Raw genomic sequence first — 18,932 nt, 5'->3', positions numbered from 1 at the left:
CACACCATTTCCCAGGGGGATACGCATGTCCAAGCACATATCGAAGGTTCTGCGGGGTGCGCTGGTGGCGCTCACCGCGGCGGGCGTCGTCGGGGGCGCGGCGGTCGTCCCGGCCGGCGCCGCGACGCAGGGCAAGGGCTCACACGCCGCGACGCAGGCCGCCCTGGACGGCCTCGTCGCCGCGGGCATGCCGGGCGTCGCCGCCGGGACCTGGACGCCCAAGGAAACCTGGTCCGGCTCGGCGGGCTACGCGGACACCGCCACCAAGCGCGAGCGCACCGCCGGCGACCACTTCCGCGCCGGCAGCATCACCAAGTCCTTCGTCGCCACCGTCCTGCTCCAGCTGGAGGCCGAGGGCAAGCTCAGCCTGGACGACTCCCTGGAGCGCCGCCTGCCCGGCGTGGTGAAGGGCAACGGCTACGACGCCGACAAGATCACGATCCGTCAGCTCCTCAACCACACCAGCGGCGTGCACGACATGGTGTACACCCCGGAGTGGGACAAGGAGATGAACGGTCCCGGGTTCTTCGAGCACCGCTACGACATCAAGACGCCCGAGCAGATCGTCGCCATGGGCATCAAGTACGGCCCCGACTTCGAGCCGGGCAAGGGCTGGCGCTACTCCAACACCAACTTCGTCCTCGGTGGCATGATCATCGAGAAGGTCACCGGGAAGCCGTACGCCCGTGAGGTGGAGCGCCGCATCGTCAAGCCGCTCGGCCTGAAGGAGACGACCTTCCCGGGCACCGACCCGAAGCTGCCGGCCCCGCACCCCGTCGGCTACTCCAAGCTGTACGTGCCGAACCCCGGCCCGCAGATCTACGACGCCACCGAGTACCGGCCGTCCTGGTCCGGCGCCACCGGCGAGGTCGTGAGCACCAGCGGCGACCTCAACCGCTTCTACAGCGCCCTGCTCCAGGGCAAGTTGCTGCCGAAGAAGCAGCTCGACGCGATGCTCACCACGGTCGAGACCGGCGAGCACTACACGTACGGGCTCGGCATCATCTCCCGCAAGCTGTCCTGCGGCGTCCAGGTCTACGGCCACGACGGCGTCGTCTGGGGCTCGCTCTCCGGTGCGGCCGGCACCCGGGACGGCAAGCACATGCTGACCTTCAACATCAACGGCGACTGGCTCGACCAGAGCCCGCCCTTTGAGAACATGTTCGAGGGCGAGTTCTGCGGGACCGCCGCCAAGCCGACCAAGTCCCAGGCAGTGTTCGGACCGGTAAACCGCTAGGTCGCAACCCTAGTAGATTCGGAATCCTCTCGATCCGAGCCCCGCGATTGAAGCAGGCAGTGCGCATCGCTGTAGGCGCGTCAGGCGCCCTATGGTCTCGGCATGGCGAGCATCGTGGAACGTCCCAAGAAGGATGGGATCGATCACGTACCAGGTGCGCTGGCGCGACGGTGGGGGTCGCGCCAGCAGCATCCAGGCCGAGAATTTCGGAGAGCTCGAAGCGGCCGAGGAGTTCCGCGACCTGGTGAACGCGTACAAGCAGCACCGGCCACACTGCTGGGTCCGCGGCCACGGGTTCGTTGAGGAGGAGGAAGTTCCGGGGGATCAGCCGCTGATGGGCTTCGCTCATCGGTACGTAGACCGGCTCACGGGGGTAAACGAACGTACGCGAGAAGACTACGCTCGGGATCTTCGGCACCGGCCTCGTGGCCGACGGCGTCCTGTGGCTCGACGGCACCGCCTCCCTGCGCTGGCGCGGCCCCCGGCCCTCCACCGTGCACTGGGACCGGCTCGACGACGCGATCGCCGTCCACGGACACGGCGGAGCCACCCACGTAGTCTGGGCGGACACCACCTCCGCCATCCCGGACACCACACCGCCCGGCAGCGCCCTGACCAGCGCGGAGACCGTCCGGCCGACCCCGGACACCGGTCCGGCGGACACGGGCCGGACAACGCCGGACCACCCTCTTCGCCGCCCCTACGCGGACGCACTCCGGGTAGCAGCGCACCCGTGCGACGGCGACTGTGGACTCGACGAGCGCTCCTGCTACGACGCGCACCCGATCACCTGGTCCGGTACGGCCGGCGGACACACCCACATCGACGGCGCGATCGAGCGATCGTGGACACCGTGCTCGCCGTCCACGACGCCGGCGGTCACGTGTATCTCTCCACCGGCTGTCTGCACGGTGATCACGACTACTGCCAGAACCACACCGGACTCAGCGGCCAGAAGACACCGGCCGTCTGCAAGTTCTGCGAGGCGCCCTGTGTCTGCGCCTGCCACCGGAGCCCCGGCGAGTAGGCCCGGCCGACGGTGCCGGTCCTGGCGCTGGTACCACTACCGACCCGTCCACTGCTCCTGGCCCGCCACGCACGCCGTCAGCAGCAAGTGGCACTGCAACGAGACCACGGGCGCCGCCTGGTACGTCAGCAAACGATGGCGCCCCACTGGGTGATGGCGGGCCGCAGGAATCGGCCTCTCTTCAGAGGTGATCGGCTACTTCGAGATGACGCTGTAGCGCCTCTGCGATGTCTGTCACCGAACCCGACTCAGGCAGGTGCCATACCGACTCGTCACCACCGTTCATCGCCAGCTCACTGGAGAACTCGACCAACTCGGGAGAGGGGACGAAGGAGTCCCGCAACCAGGCCGCGAACACTGCCGCCTCCACCGCCGAGGCCCCAGTGATCATCACGGAGCCCATCCCTTCGAAGGGCATCGTCGCCAGCCCTTCGATCCAGACCCCCTCAGCGATCTGGATCTCGAAGGAGAGAGTGGCCGCCGGGCGCGGGCCCAGGTCTCCCTCGCTCTTGGCGGATGAGTCCGGGAACGACTGCTCAATGGATCGTTCCAGGCGGTCCAGGCTGAGGTCCCACGCCAGGGCGTTATCCACTGGAGGATGAAAGACGAAGGTAGTCCTGATCGGGTTCTCGCCGTGCATATTTCCTCGTCTCACGGTACGTATCGGGTATGACCGCTCACGCCGGTCATGAGCATCATGCTTTGCCAATAGGCAGTGGAGTCACGATCATTCGTAACAATCTCCAACCCCCGGAGTTCCTTGGGTGAATGCTCCATGGCGGCCTTGTAGCGTGAGAGCTCTTTTTCATCACCGACATACATAGCGTCACGTCGCGGGTCAAACTTCGCATTGCCCTTGGCGTCGAGTTTCGGTGGAGTTCCCAGCGTCTTCTCGACTGCATCCAAGTGACGGAAGGTGGTTGGGTTCTCGCAGTTCGGCTTACGGACATGTTTCGCCTCGACCGCGTAGCCGTCGGCAGGTCGTAGGCCATCGGCCATGAGCCCTTTACCGCTCCTTCCCATGGCTTCGGCAGGCAGGGGAAGTTCACGCTCCGGATACCCGGCCGTGCGAAGCTGGTAAGCGTTGTCCGGTCGACTTGGGCCGCCGCCGCCCGCGAAGCCACCAGCAGGCAGCGAGTTCGCCCATGCCCGGAACCGTGCCTGCTCTGCTGGACTGAGCACCGTACTCAGCATCGGGTCCGGCGGGATCGGGTCCCGTGCCGTGACGCCCGCGTTAAGCCCGTTACCGGCTGGCACCGCGTACGAGGCTAGGACCAGAGGCACAGGGGTCAGCGACGGCACGCCAGGAAGAAGCGGCGGATGCCAGCCCGGCCCTCCAGCGGCGCCGGGCAGCTTCACACGGGCCTGAGACGAGTCGAGCGCGTGGGCAACATCCCCTAGTCGGTGAATATGCGGGTCGCCGGCTATGGCGGTGTGCAGACCACCATCGTCACCGTTCCCACCCAAAATCGGGGAATCCCACGGTAACTCAATACGAAAGGGCTCTGCCTTTTTCGTGAGGATCTGCAAACGCGCGGTCTCGATATGGTCCGCGTACTTCTCACAAGCTTTTGACAGCTGGTGGCAGGCGGCTACGAGGTTGGCGACGAGCGGTTCATCCTCCTGGACCTGATCCGGTGGATGGCCGAAGCCCACCGTACGCTTGAAGTACTGGTCGAAGGCCATGGCCGCCTGTCCCGCATGCGACTTGTTGGCGGTCATGGCGTATACCTGGGCATCGTCAAGGAACCGTTCCATCAGCTTCCCGGCGTGGCGCCAGATGCCGGCGACGGATCTCACCTTCTTAGGGTCGCCGCGGTACCGACTCCCACCGCCAGGCCGGTACTGCTCATGCCAGACGGTGTCGCCGACCACGTCAGGAAGTTCCTTACCCAGGCTCAGGAATGACCGGGTACAGTCCTTGGCAGGGTTCCCCATGCCCTGGGCCAGGTCGGGCTGCTGGCCGGAGAAGCCGAAGCCTGCCGCGATCTGCTTATCGGCGATCAGGAACTCCTGAGCGGTCCGCATGAGCGCTTGCCCGGTGCCGCCGAATATATAGGCGCTGAAGCCGATCTGATCGAGAGTCGTAGATGCCGCCGGCTCGTACACCTTGGCGAACGCGCGGCCGGCCTTGTCGTCACCGGCCATGCCTCCCTGCTCCGCGAGCTCGCCGCCGAGGGCGATCGCGGTGTCCCGGGCACCGGTCATGACCACTTCGACCATCCCCATGGATGCCTTGATCATCCCCGAGGCGGTCAGCCTCATCCTGTCGCTCACGCGCCGTCCCCTCCCAGTTCCTGACACCGCCACCGTTCTACCGCACAGCCGGGCGAGCCGATCTGTGCGGGTGCGCCCGCGACTTCACGGCAGGCCGCTCACGGCCGCCACTCCTCCCGGTAGTCCGGGTGATCGGCATACGGCAAGGCGAGGCAGCGGAGCACCTCGGCCAGCACGAGGCGCTGAGCGGAGCTCGTCAACCGGTTGAACGAATCCGGCAGTGCATCGCTCGTCTCCGGATTCTCGTACCGATCAAGGAGAGTCCGCTGCGCCTCGACCTACACAAGGATGCGCGAGGGCTGGTGGCGGACGATGTGCAGCGCGTTCGGCACGCCGTACCCGTCAGACACCCGGCGGCAGTCGGCCACTGCTGATCCGTACGGCCGGCCGTCAGGTGCCGCGTCGTCGGCGTGCACGCCGGCCACGTGGTCGTGCCGGATCCACGGGCCGGACTTCGCCGCGCGGGCAACCTGCTCATCGTCGTCGAGGCGGGCGCGGAGGAACGCCACCAGATCCGCGGTCACTTCTCAGTCTCCCCGCCCGGTACGCCCACGTAGCCGGCCTGGACCGCGGCTTCGACTATCGCGCGCTTCACCCACTCCGCCGGCACCCCTCGCAACTCCTTACGTACTTCCTTGCCCCAGTCCGGATGCTGCGCCTCAGCCTGGCTCGCCAGGAGCCGGGCATCGCCCTCCGGCAGGGCGGCCACGACTGGGGAGAGACCCAACTCGGCCGGGGGCCCGGGCATCCGAGGAGCCGGGGAACCCTCCCAGCGCGGCGCAGCGGGCGGAGGTGCGGCGTGCTGCCGGGCGGGCCCACTGGCCAGCTTGCCGACCGTGGGCGGGCGCTTGCGTTCCACACTCTCAGCGCGCGCGATGCGGCGGAAGTACTCGGGCGTGAGCCCGGTGAGTTTGGCGAGATCGCTGACGGCGGCGCCGGCCTTGAGGTCGCGGGCGGCTTGTTCGCGGACGGGGTCCCTGAGCTCGGCCTCGATCTCACGAGCCCGCTTGTAGCGGCCGTAGAGGCGGAGCGCTTCGTCGTCGGGGGCGTAGTCGCTGGACATGGGGCCATGGTCGCATACGGGTTGCCAACGGTAAGGCCACCCTGTTGGGCTATCCCAGGAAAACCTATAGCCCAACGCGTTGGGCTACATGATGGTGTCACACCGCAAGGGAATGCAGCTCAGAGGGGGATCTCGATGAAGCGCACCGCCCGCCAGACCACCACCCTCACCGACCTCACCCAGGCCCTCGACCGCCGCCACCCCGTCACCATCACCTACGCCAAGACCATGGACCGGCAGTCCCTCGGCAGCCGCATCTTGGCCGAAGCGATCGGAGTGAAGAACGCAGGCTAGAGAGGCACCTTGGGACAGGGGGACACTTTGCCCCCTGCTCCTTTGATCAAGACCCTACGGTGGCGGCTCCTCAAATGGACGCCTACACAAGGGGTTAGTCATGACCGTCGATCAGTGGCACGCATCGCCGTCCCGGCAGGCCGACGCGACCACCGACAGCGCCACCGGTGAAGTCCGCTTGCCCGTGGCGCTGTTCCAGTTCGAGAGCCTCCAGGGCACAGTCGACTTGGTCCTGACCCGGCTGGAGGCCGTCAAGCTGTACCTCCTTCTCGCTCGCGTGCTGAGCGGCTCAGGATTTGTTGCTCCCGGGCGGCTCGCATGAGCTGTTCTGCCGCTCGCAGGGCATCAGCTGGATTCTCGGCCTTAGCGCTGAAGGCAGGGCTGGGCGGTGCCTTGCTCGCAGCCGAGAGGGGCAGCGTCGTGCCCGTGACCCACCCCGCACTCCCACACGCCGCCGAGCAGTGCCGGATCGGTCAGCACCCCGATTGCCCTGGGGCGACCCAGCTCCGCCGGATCGGCGCGCCCCGCACCGCTCAGACAGAGCCCCTCGCCTGCCAGTGCACCTGCCACCAGCCCACGACCGAGGCCGCGAGATGACCAACTACATCGACCTCACCTGCTACACCCAGCCCAGTCTGACCTCCGCCGCCGCACGCTGGCTCCTTCGCCGCGAGACCTCACCATGGCACGCCCAGGAGTACTGGGCACGCGGCGCCAGCGCCGGCATCGGGCTCCAGCACTTCGAGGCCGCCTACCTCCCCGCGGACACGGTCGAGGGGAAGATGGCCAGCAGCGTCCGTGACTGCGATGGAGTCGAGGCCCACCTCCGCGCCGCCGGCCTCACCCACGGCGTCATCGTCCCGAAATCCCGGCTTCACTACGTGATGCTCGTGCCCCCTGGCACGGCGGACACCTGGGCGGAGCCGCGGACGGAGTGCAGGAGCCGCCGACACCACGCGGGATACGTCGCCGCGCCCCCACCGGCCCACCGCAGCCAGCCCGGTGCGTACTGGCTCCTGCCCCCGCCCGAGGCCGACGAGGACCTCTGCGACCCGGCAGCGGTACGAGCCCTGATCCGGCAGGCGGCCCGTGAACGAGCCAGCAGCAGAAGGGGCTCGGTCTGCCGACCGATGGCTGTCCGAGGGCCCGTTCCTCGCCAGGAACCGACGTGCCTGGGACCGCGGGGAGCCCGCGGGCGTCTTCACCGGACACCTCTACGACGCCGTCCAAGTCCCTGCCGGTGACGTCGAGGCGCTCATCAGGGAGGCTGGCCTGGAGGGCCCCGAAGGCGTGTTCCTGGCGCACGGGATCACTGCCGCCGTGATCGCGGAGCCCCGCCCCCCGGCGGCGCCGCGTGTGGCTGCCCGAGACCTCGGCCGACACGGCCGGGGGTATCGGGGCTTTTCCATTCACTCCCGCGAGACTGGGGCGCCCGCTACAGAGGCCGCGTTCCCACAGGAACCCGGCTCGACTTGGAGGTGCATTGAGCATCATCGAACTCTGTCGAACTGTCTCAATTCTCGACGTTTCCGCAGGTCACGCTATGTTCAAGAACCTGGATCAGAGCCCGCCCATTGAGAACACGTTCGAGGGCGAGTTCTGCGGGACCGTCACCAAGTGCGACAAAAAGCCAGTGGCCCGGGCGGCGCTCGGCCCGGTGAATCGCTAGAGCGCGTCTCTTTGAGCGGTTGGTCAGTTGATCGGATGTGTCCGTCCGATTGGTGATCACTGATTCCCTGTGGGACCGGATCGTGCCGCTGATGCCGCCTGACCCGGTCCGCGGTCGGCGATGGGCCGACCACCGCCGAACCTTGGAAGCCATCGCGTGGAAGTACCGCACCTACTCGCCCTGGCGGGACCCGCCGGACGAGCTCGGCTCGTTCCGGACCGCTCACAAACGACTGATCAGGTGGGCCGTGGACGGCACCCGGGAACGCATCCTCGCCACTGTCCTGGCGGTCGGCCTCCGGCGCGGAGCTAGGACTGATCGCCGATGTCGAGGGCGTGTTCTTTGAGGTATGCGCCCGCGTGGGCCGCTGCTTCCTCTGCGGTCGCGTACGGCGCCCCATCGGGGGCCTTGCCGGATGCTCCATCAGCGCCTCGACCAGTCCAGCCCCAACCGCCGGAAGTTGACTGCGCCAACTCAGCAGTCCCTCCGAACAGCGCAAGCGTGCTTTTGCCCGCTGTCGCGGGTGCTGGGCGGCTGACGGCATCGGGCCATTTCTTACGGGCGCCCTGCCGGGTGATTCCCCAGACAGCTCCCAGCTGCTCATAACTCGCGCCGTAGGAGCCGGCGGTCATTGCCGCCCTCTCCGTGAGCCGCTTGACCTCACCATCCATCACCTTCCACGCGGCCAGGACGGACAGTGCCACTTCGACGGGACTCGCGTCCCACATGCGGTCGGCGGACAACCCGGTCTCTCGGGAGCGGATGGCCGAGGCCAGGGGGTTCAAGGCGTCGTACAGGGTTTTGTCGAGCTCTGCCTGCTCTTCTGGGGTGATCTCAGAGGCCGTCATGCGACAACTGTCGTTTATAGAACCGCCCACGTAAACCAAACTTTCCAGACTGCATCGGTTGTCGCCACATCAGAGAGACAGGCCCAGGCAACAACCCCGCCTGGCGTCATCCATGACCGTGCCGCACGGGCCCGCGCCCGTGCGACACAGCGGCTTTTCCGCGGCCTCCTCGAAGCCTGGAGAAGGCACCCCCGCGAAGACCCTCTGCGGCGTCCATGGCGCTTTCACGGTGCCTTCATGACCGAAAATACTCTCCTCAAGTCCTTCACGCAGGCCATTGAATGCCCATGGTCAACACTGATCCCTCATCAGCGCATCAGTGCACTCTTCACGCTTGGGAGACACCCATGAGACGACTCCGCACCGCGGGTCTGGCACTTCTCGGCGCGACGCTCGTCGCCTCCGTCGCGGCGAGCCCGGCCCAGGCGTCGCCGGGCGAGACCCGCACGGTGTGCGCCGACTCGATGACCCCGGACGGCTGGGTCGACGTGAACTGGGGCACCAGTGCCTCGTGCCGCGTGATGAGCGGCTCGAACGTCAAGATGATCAAGCAGCTGGAGGGGCTCCCCGTCGGCACTCAGGTCAACGCCTGCGCCTCCGCGCAACCGCCGAGCGGCTGGATCAAGGTCCAGACCTACTACAGCGGCGGCTGCGTGGTCTTCGTCAACTCCTCCTTCACGCCGAACGCCTGGCTGCTGCGTAAGACCTCCTGACCGGAGGGCAGCGAGGGTGTGGCACCCGGCCGAGCGGCCGTTGTGACGCGCCCACGACGACGTCAGGGCTCCCGGGTGGATGACCGGCCGTCACTCGTCAACCGGGGGCGACCGAGCCGCTCATTTTCGGAAGGCTCGGTGCCACAGTCTTCCCGAGACGAAGCACCTCACCGCGAGCGCCCCCGGTGAACGCGCTGCCGACCGACCCATAACAGACCTCCGGCCTCGCCCCATAGTCTGGCAGTGACGAGCTGTTCAGAAAGGGGCGAGACCGTGTCACCAGATGCTACCCCCGACCCGTATGCCGAACCGATCGGCTTCGGACAACGAATGCAACTGCTGCGAACGCGGCGAGGGATGAGCCGAGTTGTTCTCGCCGGCCTGGTGGGACGGTCACCTAGTTGGGTGAAGGCAGTGGAAAGCGGGCGCCTTCAGACCCCCAAGCTGCACACGATCCTGCGTATCGCCGAGGCCCTGCGCGTCGGCGACCTCGTCGAACTGACCGGCGATCAAACCACCCACGTCGACCTCTTCACCGGCCCCGGCCACAAACGACTCCCGGCGGTGAAGGCGGCAGTCGACGCCTTTCTGCTCCCCACAGACCTTGAAGCGCCGCCGACTGAGCATCTGCAAGCGCGCCTTGCCCGGGCCTGGAAGGCCCGCCATTCAGCGCCCCACCACCGCGACGTGATCGGCCGACTGCTCCCCGACCTCATCCGCGACGCCCAACTCGCCGTAAGGCAGGCCGAATCCAACGCGACCCTCCGCGCCGCGCAGGCCGCCCTGTCGGAAGTCTATTCCCTGTCGCAGTTCTTCATCGCCTACCAACCGGACGCCCATCTACTGTGGCGCGTGGTGGAGCGCAGCATGATCGCCGCCCGGGAGTCCGATGACCCGCACGCCATCGGCGTTGCCGCGTGGCTCGCCGCACAGGCACATCGCGACAGCGGTCCCACACACTACGACGCAGCGGACGCAGTCACCATGGAAGCGCTGGAGTACCTGCAACCCCTGCTCGCCGACGCCGATCCAGGGGTCCTGGCCATCGCCGGCGCGCTCCGGTTCGAGGCCGGCCACACCGCCGCGCGCCGGGGAAATCAGGGGAGCGCCTGGGGCCACTTCGACAAGGCCAGGGCCATGTCGAAGACCTTGCCTCCTGGCTACTACCACCCGATCACCTCGTTCTCGGAAGCGATCATGGGTGCCCACGCCGTGACCGTCGCCGTCGAGCTCCGGGCAGGAGGCGAGAGCGTCAAGCAAGCCGCAGCGGCGGACGCTCTGACGATCCCCTCCCTGCCACGCCGGGCCCGGCACCGCATCGAAGAAGCCCGGGGCTACCAGCTGGACGGCCAGCCGGACACCGCGCTCGCCACCCTGGACAAGGCGTTCGAGTCCGCGCCGGAAACCATCCGGTACAACGGCTACGCCAAGGGCATCATCCTCGAACAGACCGAGTCCCGGACGCCGAACCGACGCCGCCGCGCCTCCGAGCTGGCCGTAAAGATCGGCATCCTCGCGGCCTAGGGAAGCTCGAATCGCGGGCGATCGAGGGGGCACACACTGTGCCCCCTCTTCCCTTGCCCCGGTCCTACCGTCATCCCCACATCCGCTCACCGATGATCGTGAGACCCTCATGGACAACGCTCTCCTCAAGTGGCCGGCCTCCGCCTGCCTGCCGGAGCCCGATCGTGCGCAGGCCGCACCATGCCCGTGACCCGGCCTGACCGCCCCCACACGACCGAGCGATGCCGCACCGGGCAACACGCCCGCTGTTCCGGGACGACCCCGCTTCGCCGGATCGGCGCACCGTCCCGCGCGGCACGGACCGCACCCCTGACCTGCCAGTGCGCCTGTCACCAGCCCACAACCGAGGCCACCAGATGAGTATCTACACCCACCCCAGCCTGACCTCCGACGCCGCACGCTGGCTCCTGCGCCGCGAGACATCGCCATGGCGGATGCAGGAGGATTGGGCCCGCGGTGCCAACGCGGGCATCGGGCTCGAACACTTCAACGCCGTCTACCTCCCCGCGGATCTGGTCGAGGACGGGATGCCCAGCAGCATCCGCGACCGCGACGGAACCGAAGCCCACCTCCGCGCCGCCGGCCTCACCCACGGCGTCATCGTCCCGAAGACCCGGCTCCACTACGTGCTACTCGTTCCCCCTGGCACCGCCGACACCTGGGCAGAACCCCGCACGGAGTGCCGCAGCCGCCGCGCCCATGCGGGATACGTCGCCGCGCCCCCGCCGACCCGCCGCGACCGGCCCGGTGCGTACTGGATCCTGCCCCCGCCCGAATCCGATGGAGATCTCTGCGACCCCGAAGTGGTACGGATCCTGATCACGCGCATTCCGATCAAGACGACGCGGCCCGGACCGGTAGACCCACGGCAGAACGGAACGGCGAGCGAATAGGGAGGCCGCAAGGTCGTCCGCGCCCCTGATCGGCCCCCGTGACAGCCACCCGCAGGCAGTGCTACGGGCGGCTGCTCGGTCCCTCGGTCGGTGCACGGCCTCGTGGGCGAGCTCGTCCCGGACGCCGGTGCGGCGGATCTCCGGCAGGTGTCTGTCCACGAGGTGTGCGAGGACGGGGCGGAGGGCAGCCGTGCGGGCGCGTCCCGCAGCTCGGAAGGCTCTTTTCCGTGGGCCGGCGGGCGCGCCGTCGTCCGACCGGGCCAGCGGCCGGGACGCCGGTCCCCCGAGCGCGTTTCCCGCGCCTCCCAAGGGGTACCCCGGCACCCGCCCCACGCCCACCGAGGAGGCCCCATGCCCACGCGTCCGCACTCCGGCCGTGCCGCCGAGCCGGCGGTGCCGCTCACCGACGCCGAGGTCGCCGCCCTGGACGCGCACTGGCGTGCCGCGAACTACCTGGCGGTCGGGCAGATCTACCTGCTGAGCAATCCGCTGCTGGCCGTGCCGCTGGAGCCCGAGCACATCAAGCCGAGGCTGCTGGGGCACTGGGGCACCTCACCCGGGCTCAACCTGGTCCACACCCACCTCAACCGGGTGATCAAGGCCCGCGGCCTGGACGCCCTGTGCGTGTGGGGGCCGGGGCACGGCGGCCCGGCCGTGGTCGCCAACTCCTGGCTGGAGGGCAGCTACAGCGAGGTCTACCCGGACGTGAGCCGTGACGCGGAGGGGATGGAGCGGCTCTTCCGGCAGTTCTCCTTCCCCGGCGGCGTGCCGAGCCACGTCGCCCCGGAGACCCCCGGCTCGATCCACGAGGGCGGTGAGCTCGGCTACTCCCTGGCCCACGCCTACGGCGCCGCCTTCGACAACCCCGGCCTGCTCGTCGCCTGCGTCGTCGGCGACGGCGAGGCCGAGACCGGCCCGCTCGCCACGTCCTGGCACTCGAACAAGTTCCTCGACCCGGTCCACGACGGGGCGGTCCTGCCGATCCTGCACCTCAACGGCTACAAGATCGCCAACCCCACCGTCCTCGCCCGCCTCCCCGAGGAGGAGCTGGACCGGCTGCTGCGCGGCTACGGCCACGAACCGCTGTACGTCGCCGGGGACGACCCCGCACAGGTGCACCGGGCACTGGCGGCCGCCATGGACCGCGCCCTGGACCACATCGCGACCGCGCAGCGCGTCGCCCGGGAGGACGGCGTGCCCGACCGGCCGCACTGGCCGGTGATCGTGCTGCGCACCCCGAAGGGCTGGACGGGCCCGGCGGAGGTCGACGGGCTCCCCGTGGCAGGCACCTGGCGCTCCCACCAGGTGCCGCTGCCCGGCGTGCGCGACGACCCCGAGCACCTGCGGCAGCTGGAGGCGTGGCTGCGCTCGTACCGCCCGGAGGAGCTCTTCGACGCCGACGGCCGGCCGCGCCCCGAGGTGCTGGAGCACGTCCCCGAGGGCGACCGGCGCCTCGGCGCCACTCCGCACGCCAACGGCGGTCTGCTGACGCGCTCGCTGCCGCTGCCGCCGCTGGAGCACTACGCGGTGCCCGTCGGCAAGCCCGGCACGTCGCTGCACGAGCCCACCCGCGTACTCGGCGGGCTGCTGGCCCAGGTCATGGCCGACACCGCCGGCAGCCGGAACTTCCGCGTGGCCGGCCCCGACGAGACCGCTTCCAACCGTCTGGACGCCCTCTACGCGGCGACCGCCAAGGCATGGCAGGCGGAGGTCCTGGACACCGACGAACACCTCGCGCACGACGGCCGGGTGCTGGAGGTCCTCTCCGAACACCTCTGCCAGGGCTGGATGGAGGGCTATCACCTCACCGGCCGGCACGGCCTGTTCTCCTGCTACGAGGCGTTCGTGCACCTCGTCGACTCCATGGTCAACCAGCACATCAAGTGGCTCAGGACCTCCCGCGCGCTCTCCTGGCGCCGTCCCGTGCCCTCCCTCAACTACCTGCTCACGTCGCACGTCTGGCGCCAGGACCACAACGGCTTCTCCCACCAGGACCCCGGATTCGTCGACCACGTCCTCAACAAGTCCCCCGAGGTGGTGCGCGTCTACCTGCCGCCGGACGCCAACACCCTGCTGTCCGTGACCGATCACGTCCTCCGCAGCCGTGACTACGTCAATGTGATCGTCGCGGGCAAGCAGCCCTGCTTCGACTGGCTCGGCATGGACGAGGCGCGCGCCCACTGCGCGCGCGGCGCGGGCGTCTGGGAGTGGGCAGGCACCGAGACCGGCGACCGGCCCCCGGACGTCGTCCTCGGCTGCGCCGGCGACGTGCCCACCCAGGAGGCGCTGGCCGCCGCCGGGCTGCTCCGCCGCCACCTGCCGGAGCTGGCCGTACGGCTCGTCAACGTGGTCGACATGACACGCCTGCTGCCGCGCGAGGACCACCCGCACGGGATGACCGACGCCGAGTACGACGCGCTGTTCACCACCGACAGGCCGGTCGTCTTCGCCTACCACGGCTATCCGTGGCTGATCCACCGCCTCGCCTACCGGCGCACCGGACACCCCCATCTGCACGTCCGGGGCTACAAGGAGGAGGGCACCACGACCACGCCCTTCGACATGGTCGTCCGCAACGACCTCGACCGCTACCGGCTGGTCATGGACGTCATCGACCGCGTCCCCGGCCTGGGCGTCCGCGCCGTCGCCGTCCGCCAGGCCATGGCGGACGCGCGCACCCGCCACCACGCCTGGATCCGTGAACACGGCACGGACCTCCCGGAGGTGGCGGACTGGACCTGGCCCGGCGCCTGACCCCGCCCGCCCGGTCCTGCCCCACCCCATCCGGGCCGCCGTGGCGCACGCCACATTGACGGGCCCTTGACGCCCTCCCGATGTAATCGATTACCTAGCGCCCAAGAAATCGATTACATCCCTCGGAGGCGCCGTGGCGAACATCAAGGACGTGGCCGAGCGAGCCGGCGTGTCCGTCGCCACCGTCTCCCGCGTGCTCAACGGCCGCTCCCCCGTCGCCGCCACCCGCGAGCGGGTGCTGGCCGCCGTCGAGGAGCTCGGCTACCGGCCCAACGTCGTCGCCCGGGCACTGCGCACGGCCCGCACACGGACACTGGGTCTGGTCATCAGCGACCTCCGGAACCCGTTCTTCACGGAGCTGGCCGACGCCGTCGAGCAGGAGGCGCGCCGGCTGGGCTACAGCCTGATCATCGGCAACGCGGGCGAGAGCCCGGAGCAGCAGGACGACTACATCCGCACCCTGCTCGACCGGCGCATCGACGGCCTGATGGTCAGCTCCGCCGGCACCGGCTCCGCGATGCTCCACGAGGTGGTGTCCGCGGGCACCCCGCTGGTGCTCCTCGACCGTTCGGTGCCGGGCGTCGCCGCCCCGTGCGTACGGGCGGAGGGGCGCGCCGCGCTGACGGATCTGGCCGCCCATCTGGCGGCGCTGGGGCGGCGCCGCCCCGCCGTGATCGTCGCGCCCGCCGGCACGCCCGTCGGGGACGAGCGCCTGGAGCTGTTCCGCGCGGCGCTGCTGGGGCACGGCATCGCGCTGCCCCCGGAGCGGATCGGCTCCTCGCCGGACCTCTCGTCCGCGGGCGGCAGGCGGGTGACGCGGGACCTGCTGGACCTGGCCGAGCCGCCGGACGCCGTGCTGGCCACCGACAACCTGATGGCGCTGGGCGCCCTGGACGAGGTGCGGGCCCGGGGCCTGCGCATCCCGGACGACCTCGCGCTGGTGGCCTTCGACGACGTGCCGTGGTTCGCCCACACCGACCCGCCGCTGACCGCCGTCGCCCAGCCGACGCGCGAGCTCGGCCGGGCCGCCGTGCACACCTTGCTGGAGCGGATCGAGGGCCGCCCGGCCGGTTCGGTGCTGCTGCCGGCACGGCTCGTCGTCCGCCGTTCGTGCGGCGAACCACCCACCCACTGAGAACATCGAGAGGGGCAGCGCATGACCGGCGTCAACGACGACGTTCCGGCCGGCGGCCGCGAACTGCTGCGCGTCGAGGGGGTCACCAAGTCGTTCCCGGGCGTACGCGCCCTGGACGGCGTGGACCTGGCCCTGCGCGCGGGCGAGGTGCACGTCCTGCTCGGGGAGAACGGCGCGGGCAAGAGCACACTGATCAAGATGCTCGCCGGCGCCCACCGCCCCGACGAGGGCCGCCTCGTGGTGGACGGCGCCGAGGTGACCGTCCGCTCCGCGCAGGACGCCGAACGCCTGGGCATCGCCACCATCCACCAGGAGTTCAATCTCGTCCCCGGCCTCACGGTCGCCGAGAACATCTTCCTGGGGCGGCAGCCGCGCACCGCGCTCGGCCTGGTCGACAGGCGTGCCATGCGGGCACGGGCCGCGGAGCTGCTGGCCCGGGTCCGGCTCGGTGTCTCCCCCGCCGCGCCGGTGGCCGGACTCGGCATCGCCCAGCTCCAGATGGTGGAGATAGCCAAGGCGCTGAGCCTGGACGCCCGTGTCCTGATCATGGACGAGCCGACCGCCGTGCTCACCTCCGAGGAGGTGGCCACGCTCTTCGGGATCGTCCGGGAGCTGCGCGCGGACGGGGTCGGCGTCATCTTCATCACCCATCACCTGGAGGAGATCGCCGCGCTCGGCGACCGGGTGACGGTCCTGCGCGACGGGCGCTCGGTGGCCGAGGTGCCGGCGACGACGCCCGAGGACGACCTCATCCGCCTGATGGTGGGCCGGGACATCGCCGAGCAGTACCCGCGCCGGGCGCCCGAGGAGCCGGGCGCCCCGCTGCTGCGGGTACGGGGGCTCGGGCGGCGGTCCGGCCGCGGCGGCGGGCGCCCGGTGTTCGCGGACATCGGCTTCGAGGTCCGGGCCGGCGAGGTCGTCGGACTGGCCGGGCTGGTGGGCGCGGGCCGCACCGAGGTGGCGCGGGCGCTCTTCGGCGTGGACCGCTACGACACCGGGACCGTCGAGGTGGACGGCCGGGAGCTGGCGCCCGGGGACGTACGGGCGGCGATGCGGGCCGGGCTCGGGCTCGTACCCGAGGACCGCAAGAGCCAGGGCCTGCTCCTGGACGCGCCGCTGCGCGACAACCTCACCCTGGCCCGGCTCGACCAGGACACCCGGGGCGGGCTCGTCGACCGGCGGGCGCAGCGGCGGGCGGCCGCGGAGGTCGCCGGGCGGCTGAAGGTGCGGATGAGCGGGCTGGAGCAGCCGGCGCGCACCCTGTCGGGCGGCAACCAGCAGAAGATCGTCATCGGCAAGTGGCTGCTGGCCGGTGCCCGGCTGCTGATCCTCGACGAGCCCACGCGCGGCGTCGACGTCGGCGCGAAGGTCGAGATCTACCAGCTGGTCAACGAGCTGACGGCCGCGGGCTGCGCGGTGCTGATGATCTCCAGCGACCTGCCGGAGGTGCTCGGGATGAGCGACCGGGTGCTGGTGATGGCCCAGGGCCGGCTCGTCGGCGAGCTGGCCGGCGAGGAGGCCACCCAGGACGCGGTGATGGAGCTGGCGGTCCGGTCCGCCGGCGGTGTGGAGAACGAGAGCGCGATGGAGGGCTCCGATGTCGGCTGAGGTGCTGCGGGCGCCCGGGAGCACCCCCGGGCAGTGGTTCGTGAGGGCGGTGCTGCGCAACGGCCCGTTGGGCGGTCTGATCGCCCTGGTCGTGGTGATGGCGGTGCTGTCCCGGGACTTCCTGAACGGGCAGAACCTGCTCAATGTCGGGGTGCAGGCATCGGTGACGGCGATCCTGGCCTTCGGTGTGACGTTCGTGATCGTGTCGGCGGGCATCGACCTGTCCGTCGGTTCGGTCGCGGCGCTGTCGGCGACGGTGGTGGCCTGGGCCGCCACGAAGGAGGGTCTGCCCGTCTGGGTCGCGGTCCTCCTCGGGCTCGCCGTCGGCGCGGTGGCCGGTCTGCTCTCCGGCGCGCTCGTCGCGTACGGGAGGCTGCCCGCCTTCATCGCGACGCTGGCGATGCTCTCGGTCGGCCGGGGCCTGGCCCTCGTCATCTCGGGCGGCTCGCCGATCGCGTTCCCGTCCTCGGTCAGCCGGCTCGGCGACACCCTGGGCGGCTGGCTGCCGGTGCCCGTGCTGGTGATGATCGCGGCGGGGCTGGTCGCGGCGCTGGTGCTGGCCCGTACGTACACGGGCCGGGCGATGTTCGCGATCGGCGGGAACGAGGAGGCGGCCCGGCTGTCGGGCATCGACGTCAAGAAGCGCAAGCTCGTCGTCTACGCGCTCTCGGGGCTGTTCGCCGCCGTGGCCGGCATCGTCCTGGCCGCCCGGCTGACCTCGGCCCAGCCGCAGGCGGCCGTCGGCTACGAGCTGGACGCGATCGCCGCCGTCGTCATCGGCGGGGCCAGCCTGTCGGGCGGTTCGGGCAAGGCGTCCGGCACGCTCATCGGCGCGCTGATCCTGGCCGTGCTGCGCAACGGCCTCAACCTGCTGAGCGTGTCGGCCTTCTGGCAGCAGGTCGCCACCGGTCTCGTCATCGCGCTGGCCGTGCTGCTCGACACGCTGCGCCGCCGGAGCGCCCGATGAGGGGGCGGGTACGGGCGGTGGCGGCGGCAGCGGCGCTCACGGCGGTCGTGGCCCTGTCCGGCTGCGACCGGGGCGGGAACACGGATCTGGGGCTCGCCCTGTCCACGATGAACAACCCCTTCTTCGTCGGGATCAAGGAGGGTGCCCAGGCCGAGGCGAAGGCCCGCGGCCTGAAGATCAACATCACGGACGCGCAGAACGACCCGACGCAGCAGATCAACCAGATGGAGACGTTCACCAGCCAGGACGTCAAGGCCGCGGTCATCAACCCCGTCGACTCCGACGCGGCGGTGCCCGCGGTCGGTGTGGCCAACCGCGCGGACGTGCCGGTGATCTCCATCGACCGGGGGGTCAACGGCGGCAAGGTCGGCTCGACGATCGCCTCCGACAACGTGGCGGGCGGCAGGCTGGCCGCGAAGACCCTCGCCGAGGCGCTCGGCGGCAAGGGCGAGGTGGCGTTCCTGGAGGGGCAGCCGGGCACCTCGGCGGCCCGCGAGCGCGGCAAGGGCTTCGAGGAGGGCATCAAGGCGTACCCGGGGATCCGGGTCGTGGCCCGGCAGCCGGCGGACTTCGACCGCGCCAAGGGCATGGACGTGATGGCGAACATGCTCCAGGCGCACCGCGGCATCGGGGGCGTGTTCGCCGCCAACGACGAGATGGCGCTGGGCGCGGCGAAGGCGCTGGGCTCCGCGTCGGGCGGCCGGGTGAAGGTCGTGGCCTTCGACGGCACGCCCGACGGGGTCAGGGCCGTCCGGGACGGCTCGCTGACGGCGACCGTGGCGCAGCAGCCGCGGCTGCTGGGCAAGCAGGCCGTGGAGTGGGCGGTGAAGGCCGCCGAGGGGCAGCGGCTGCCGCGCGAGGTGAAGGTGCCGGTGGTGCTGGTGACCCGGGACAACGCGGCGCGGTTCGCGGACTGACGGCCC

16 protein-coding genes and 4 pseudogenes are annotated in these 18,932 nt (G+C 70.1%); 15 read left to right on the top strand and 5 right to left on the bottom strand.

Features of this window, described 5'->3' with window-relative positions; genetic code table 11:
* Positions 1 to 25 precede the first annotated feature (25 nt).
* From LUZ64_RS07060 to LUZ64_RS07055, 3 genes and pseudogenes are all read left to right on the top strand, one after another.
* Entirely contained in the window at positions 26 to 1,237 is a 1,212-nt protein-coding gene (locus LUZ64_RS07060) for a serine hydrolase domain-containing protein (RefSeq protein ID WP_095581044.1), read from the top strand.
* A 425-nt stretch (positions 1,238 to 1,662) separates the two neighbouring features.
* Positions 1,663 to 1,746, top strand: a pseudogene (locus tag LUZ64_RS38180) (hypothetical protein); the annotation flags it as partial.
* Between the two features lie 335 nt (positions 1,747 to 2,081).
* A complete protein-coding gene (locus LUZ64_RS07055) occupies positions 2,082 to 2,264 on the top strand; it encodes a hypothetical protein (RefSeq protein WP_143593090.1) in 183 nt (60 codons plus the stop codon).
* A gap of 181 nt (positions 2,265 to 2,445) precedes the next feature.
* On the opposite strand, the gene LUZ64_RS07050 is transcribed toward LUZ64_RS07055, so the two are convergent.
* The 4 genes and pseudogenes from LUZ64_RS07050 to LUZ64_RS07035 form a co-directional block, all read right to left on the bottom strand.
* Positions 2,446 to 2,904, bottom strand: a complete 459-nt coding sequence (locus LUZ64_RS07050; protein WP_095581046.1) for a hypothetical protein — start codon at positions 2,902 to 2,904, stop codon at positions 2,446 to 2,448.
* Positions 2,905 to 2,915: 11 nt separating this feature from the next.
* Positions 2,916 to 4,541 (bottom strand): restriction endonuclease fold toxin-2 domain-containing protein, encoded by a 1,626-nt coding sequence (locus tag LUZ64_RS07045; protein ID WP_232389742.1) that lies wholly within the window; start codon positions 4,539 to 4,541, stop codon positions 2,916 to 2,918.
* Positions 4,542 to 4,639: 98 nt separating this feature from the next.
* Positions 4,640 to 5,050 (bottom strand): annotated as a pseudogene (locus LUZ64_RS07040) (DUF6221 family protein).
* A gap of 11 nt (positions 5,051 to 5,061) precedes the next feature.
* Complete coding sequence (locus LUZ64_RS07035) at positions 5,062 to 5,604, bottom strand: hypothetical protein (RefSeq protein WP_095581048.1); 543 nt, start codon at positions 5,602 to 5,604, stop codon at positions 5,062 to 5,064.
* A 135-nt stretch (positions 5,605 to 5,739) separates the two neighbouring features.
* On the opposite strand from LUZ64_RS07035, the gene LUZ64_RS07030 reads away from it, so the two are divergent.
* The 5 genes and pseudogenes from LUZ64_RS07030 to LUZ64_RS07015 form a co-directional block, all read left to right on the top strand.
* Positions 5,740 to 5,898, top strand: a complete 159-nt coding sequence (locus LUZ64_RS07030; protein WP_170116728.1) for a hypothetical protein — start codon at positions 5,740 to 5,742, stop codon at positions 5,896 to 5,898.
* A gap of 100 nt (positions 5,899 to 5,998) precedes the next feature.
* A complete protein-coding gene (locus LUZ64_RS07025; RefSeq protein ID WP_095581049.1) occupies positions 5,999 to 6,220 on the top strand; it encodes a hypothetical protein in 222 nt (73 codons plus the stop codon).
* A 271-nt stretch (positions 6,221 to 6,491) separates the two neighbouring features.
* Positions 6,492 to 7,142, top strand: coding sequence for a hypothetical protein (locus LUZ64_RS07020; protein ID WP_143593091.1), 651 nt, complete (start codon positions 6,492 to 6,494; stop codon positions 7,140 to 7,142).
* Positions 7,143 to 7,441: 299 nt separating this feature from the next.
* Positions 7,442 to 7,567 carry a hypothetical protein gene (locus LUZ64_RS37085; RefSeq protein ID WP_267897170.1) on the top strand — a complete coding sequence of 42 codons (126 nt, stop codon included), beginning with the start codon at positions 7,442 to 7,444 and terminating at the stop codon, positions 7,565 to 7,567.
* A 37-nt stretch (positions 7,568 to 7,604) separates the two neighbouring features.
* Positions 7,605 to 7,856 (top strand): annotated as a pseudogene (locus LUZ64_RS07015) (transposase); the annotation flags it as partial.
* 19 nt (positions 7,857 to 7,875) lie between these two features.
* Here the strand turns inward: LUZ64_RS07015 and LUZ64_RS07010 are convergent.
* Entirely contained in the window at positions 7,876 to 8,415 is a 540-nt protein-coding gene (locus tag LUZ64_RS07010; RefSeq protein ID WP_170116729.1) for a hypothetical protein, read from the bottom strand.
* A gap of 347 nt (positions 8,416 to 8,762) precedes the next feature.
* Here LUZ64_RS07010 and LUZ64_RS07005 point away from each other — a divergent pair, with 347 nt between their 5' ends.
* The 7 genes and pseudogenes from LUZ64_RS07005 (at position 8,763) to LUZ64_RS06975 (ending at position 18,926) form a co-directional block, all read left to right on the top strand.
* Positions 8,763 to 9,128, top strand: a complete 366-nt coding sequence (locus LUZ64_RS07005) for a hypothetical protein (protein WP_095581050.1) — start codon at positions 8,763 to 8,765, stop codon at positions 9,126 to 9,128.
* A 273-nt stretch (positions 9,129 to 9,401) separates the two neighbouring features.
* Complete coding sequence (locus LUZ64_RS07000; RefSeq protein ID WP_211304996.1) at positions 9,402 to 10,652, top strand: helix-turn-helix domain-containing protein; 1,251 nt, start codon at positions 9,402 to 9,404, stop codon at positions 10,650 to 10,652.
* Between the two features lie 356 nt (positions 10,653 to 11,008).
* Positions 11,009 to 11,545: a hypothetical protein gene (locus LUZ64_RS06995; protein ID WP_095581052.1), complete on the top strand. Its 537-nt coding sequence runs from the start codon at positions 11,009 to 11,011 to the stop codon at positions 11,543 to 11,545.
* Positions 11,546 to 11,896: 351 nt separating this feature from the next.
* The gene (locus tag LUZ64_RS06990; RefSeq protein ID WP_095581053.1) at positions 11,897 to 14,299 is read left to right on the top strand and encodes a phosphoketolase family protein; all 2,403 of its coding nucleotides are present in this window, start codon (positions 11,897 to 11,899) and stop codon (positions 14,297 to 14,299) included.
* Between the two features lie 133 nt (positions 14,300 to 14,432).
* Positions 14,433 to 15,434: a LacI family DNA-binding transcriptional regulator gene (locus LUZ64_RS06985; RefSeq protein WP_095581054.1), complete on the top strand. Its 1,002-nt coding sequence runs from the start codon at positions 14,433 to 14,435 to the stop codon at positions 15,432 to 15,434.
* A 21-nt stretch (positions 15,435 to 15,455) separates the two neighbouring features.
* Entirely contained in the window at positions 15,456 to 17,042 is a 1,587-nt protein-coding gene (locus tag LUZ64_RS06980) for a sugar ABC transporter ATP-binding protein (RefSeq protein ID WP_095581055.1), read from the top strand.
* Positions 17,032 to 18,926: pseudogene (locus LUZ64_RS06975) on the top strand (ABC transporter permease/substrate-binding protein). The gene LUZ64_RS06980 and the pseudogene LUZ64_RS06975 overlap by 11 nt, the downstream one beginning before the upstream one ends.
* Positions 18,927 to 18,932 lie beyond the last annotated feature (6 nt).

It is taken from the genome of Streptomyces albireticuli (assembly GCF_021228125.1).
Classification (GTDB): domain Bacteria; phylum Actinomycetota; class Actinomycetes; order Streptomycetales; family Streptomycetaceae; genus Streptomyces; species Streptomyces albireticuli.
Note: the sequence above shows the minus strand (reverse complement) of the source record. Positions and strands in the feature narration are given on the sequence as shown.

Coding starts and splice junctions, on each gene's coding strand:
- LUZ64_RS07060 (WP_095581044.1), top strand. CDS start 26: ATGTCCAAGCACATATCGAAGGTTCTGCGGGGTGCGCTGGTGGCGCTC.
- LUZ64_RS07050 (WP_095581046.1), bottom strand. CDS start 2,904: ATGCACGGCGAGAACCCGATCAGGACTACCTTCGTCTTTCATCCTCCA.
- LUZ64_RS07035 (WP_095581048.1), bottom strand. CDS start 5,604: ATGTCCAGCGACTACGCCCCCGACGACGAAGCGCTCCGCCTCTACGGC.
- LUZ64_RS07030 (WP_170116728.1), top strand. CDS start 5,740: ATGAAGCGCACCGCCCGCCAGACCACCACCCTCACCGACCTCACCCAG.
- LUZ64_RS07025 (WP_095581049.1), top strand. CDS start 5,999: ATGACCGTCGATCAGTGGCACGCATCGCCGTCCCGGCAGGCCGACGCG.
- LUZ64_RS07020 (WP_143593091.1), top strand. CDS start 6,492: ATGACCAACTACATCGACCTCACCTGCTACACCCAGCCCAGTCTGACC.
- LUZ64_RS37085 (WP_267897170.1), top strand. CDS start 7,442: ATGTTCAAGAACCTGGATCAGAGCCCGCCCATTGAGAACACGTTCGAG.
- LUZ64_RS07010 (WP_170116729.1), bottom strand. CDS start 8,415: ATGACGGCCTCTGAGATCACCCCAGAAGAGCAGGCAGAGCTCGACAAA.
- LUZ64_RS07005 (WP_095581050.1), top strand. CDS start 8,763: ATGAGACGACTCCGCACCGCGGGTCTGGCACTTCTCGGCGCGACGCTC.
- LUZ64_RS06995 (WP_095581052.1), top strand. CDS start 11,009: ATGAGTATCTACACCCACCCCAGCCTGACCTCCGACGCCGCACGCTGG.
- LUZ64_RS06990 (WP_095581053.1), top strand. CDS start 11,897: ATGCCCACGCGTCCGCACTCCGGCCGTGCCGCCGAGCCGGCGGTGCCG.
- LUZ64_RS06980 (WP_095581055.1), top strand. CDS start 15,456: ATGACCGGCGTCAACGACGACGTTCCGGCCGGCGGCCGCGAACTGCTG.